This window comes from Streptomyces sp. NRRL S-495, assembly GCF_000966955.1.
GTDB lineage: Bacteria > Actinomycetota > Actinomycetes > Streptomycetales > Streptomycetaceae > Kitasatospora > Kitasatospora purpeofusca.
In genome coordinates this window covers 1-2,009 of sequence record NZ_JZWY01000710.1, presented here as the reverse complement: position 1 = coordinate 2,009, position 2,009 = coordinate 1, and the positions used below count along the sequence as shown (strand labels likewise).

General features: G+C 75.2%; 2 protein-coding genes. Both read left to right on the top strand.

All coding sequences use genetic code 11. The annotated features are described in order from the left end of the window. The coding region (locus VR45_RS31460) for an acyl carrier protein (RefSeq protein WP_045943284.1) at positions 1-1,239 on the top strand (1,239 nt) is incomplete at its 5' end. Next, positions 1,232-1,981 (top strand): alpha/beta fold hydrolase, encoded by a 750-nt coding sequence (locus VR45_RS31455; protein WP_052709514.1) that lies wholly within the window; start codon positions 1,232-1,234, stop codon positions 1,979-1,981. The genes VR45_RS31460 and VR45_RS31455, both read left to right, overlap by 8 nt. The last annotated feature ends 28 nt before the right edge of the window (positions 1,982-2,009 follow it).

Sequence of the window (2,009 nt, the reverse complement as noted above, 5' to 3'; positions counted from 1 at the left end):
TTCGAGGACGGGAAGCCCCGCGAGGAGCCGTGCCTGCTCGGCTCGGTGAAGGGCAACATCGGGCACCTCGATGCCGCCGCCGGCATCGCCGGGTTCATCAAGACGGTGCTCGCCGTGGAACGCGGGACCCTCCCGCCGAGCCTGCACTACTCCGTGCCGAACCCCGACATCGACTTCGCGGCGGGCCCCTTCGCCGTGGTCACCGAGCCCACGCCGTGGGCGCCCGTCGGGCAGCCGCGCCGGGCCGGTCTCACCGCCCGAGGTCTCGGCGGCAACAACGCGCACATCGTGCTGGAGCAGCCGCCCGCACCGCTGCCGCGCGCCGGGACCGAGGACCACCAGGTGCTGGTGCTGTCCGCGCACACCCCGGCCGCCCTGGACGAGCTGACGGCCCGGATCGCCGACCGGCTGGCCGACCGTCCGGACCTCGAACTGCGGGACGTGGCCTGGACCTTGCAGGTCGGCAGGCGGCTGCACGGGTACCGCCGGTACGCGGTGGTGCGCGACCGGCAGGACGCCCTGCGGGTGCTCCGCGGGGGCGCCCCGGAGCGGCTGGTCAGCGGTGACCACGCCAGGGACGGGCGGGCCGTGGCGCTGCTGGTGCCGCGGACGGTGGACGCCGAGGTGGTGCGGCACTGGCAGGCCCTCGGCCCGGTCCCGGACCTCACGCTGGGCCCGGACAGCGACGATGCCGCGATCGGCTCCGCACTGGACACCCCCGGCCGGGTGTTCCTGGACCTCGGCGACCCGGCGGCGGCCGCACGGCTGCGGGAACATCCGCGGTGGACGCCGGAGCACATCGTCGTCACGGTCACCGATCCGCTGGCGGCACTCGGTGAGCTGTGGCTCGCCGGGCTGCCGATCGACTGGGCCGCCGCTCGCACGGAGCCGGCGCGAAGGGTGCCCCTGCCCGGCTATCCGTTCCAGCGGCAGCCCTACCTGCTGGAGGCGGGACCCGCCGTGCAGCCGTCCTCGTCCACCCCCGAGGCCGGGCCGAACACGGAGCGGACGGTGTCGATGCTGTTCACCGAGATGCTCGGTCTGCCGGAGGTCGACCCGGAGGACAGCTTCTTCGACCTCGGCGGGGACTCGCTGGTGGCGAACGAGCTGGTGGGCAGGCTCGAACAGCTGCTGCCGGTGCGGCTGGAGGTGCGGGCGATGTACGACGCGCCGTCGGTGCGGGAGTTCACCGCCCTGGTCGAGGAGCAGCTGCGCGGCGCGGCGGTGCGCCATGACTGAGATCCGGGTGATCGAACGCCCCGCGCCGGCCACCGCCGTGGCCACCCTGTACTGCTTCCCGCACGCGGGCGGCGCGGCGGGGGAGTACGCGCGCTGGGCGGCGTACACACCCGGCCTGCGACTGGTGGCCGTCCAGCCACCGGGCCGGGCGCACAACCTCGGTGCGCAGGCGTTCACCGCGATGCCGGAGCTGGTGCGCGAGATCCTCGCGAAGGTGCGGTTCACCCCGCCGTTCGCCCTGTTCGGCCACAGCCTCGGCGCGCTCGTCGCGTTCGAGGTGGCCAGGGCCCTGGGCACGAGCCCGACCCGGCTCTTCGTCTCCTCCTGCCCGCCTCCGCCGCTGGCCGTGTCGGACCCGCCGCTGCACCTGCTGGACGATCCCGGGCTGCACGCCGAGATCGAACGACGCTGGGGCCCGCTGCCCGCGGCCACCGGAGCCGACCGGGACCTGCTCACCGCCGCGCTGGCCTGCTACCGCGCGGACCTCCAGGTGCTGGAGACCTACGAGCACGTGCCCGGCTCCCGGCTGAGGTGTCCCGTCACCGCGCTCGCCGGTGCGGGGGAGCCGAAGCGCGAGGAGTGGACGGCGGGCTGGCAGGACCTCACCGACGGGGCGTTCGCCTCGCACGAGCGGGCGGGAGGCCACTTCCACACCCGGGACGACCTCGACGGCCTCGGCAGGCTGCTCGGCGACACGGTGCGCGCCGACCTGATCCGGGCCGAGCGCAGTACCACCAGGTGAGAGCGGCGCGGGGCCGCGCCGGCGGGGG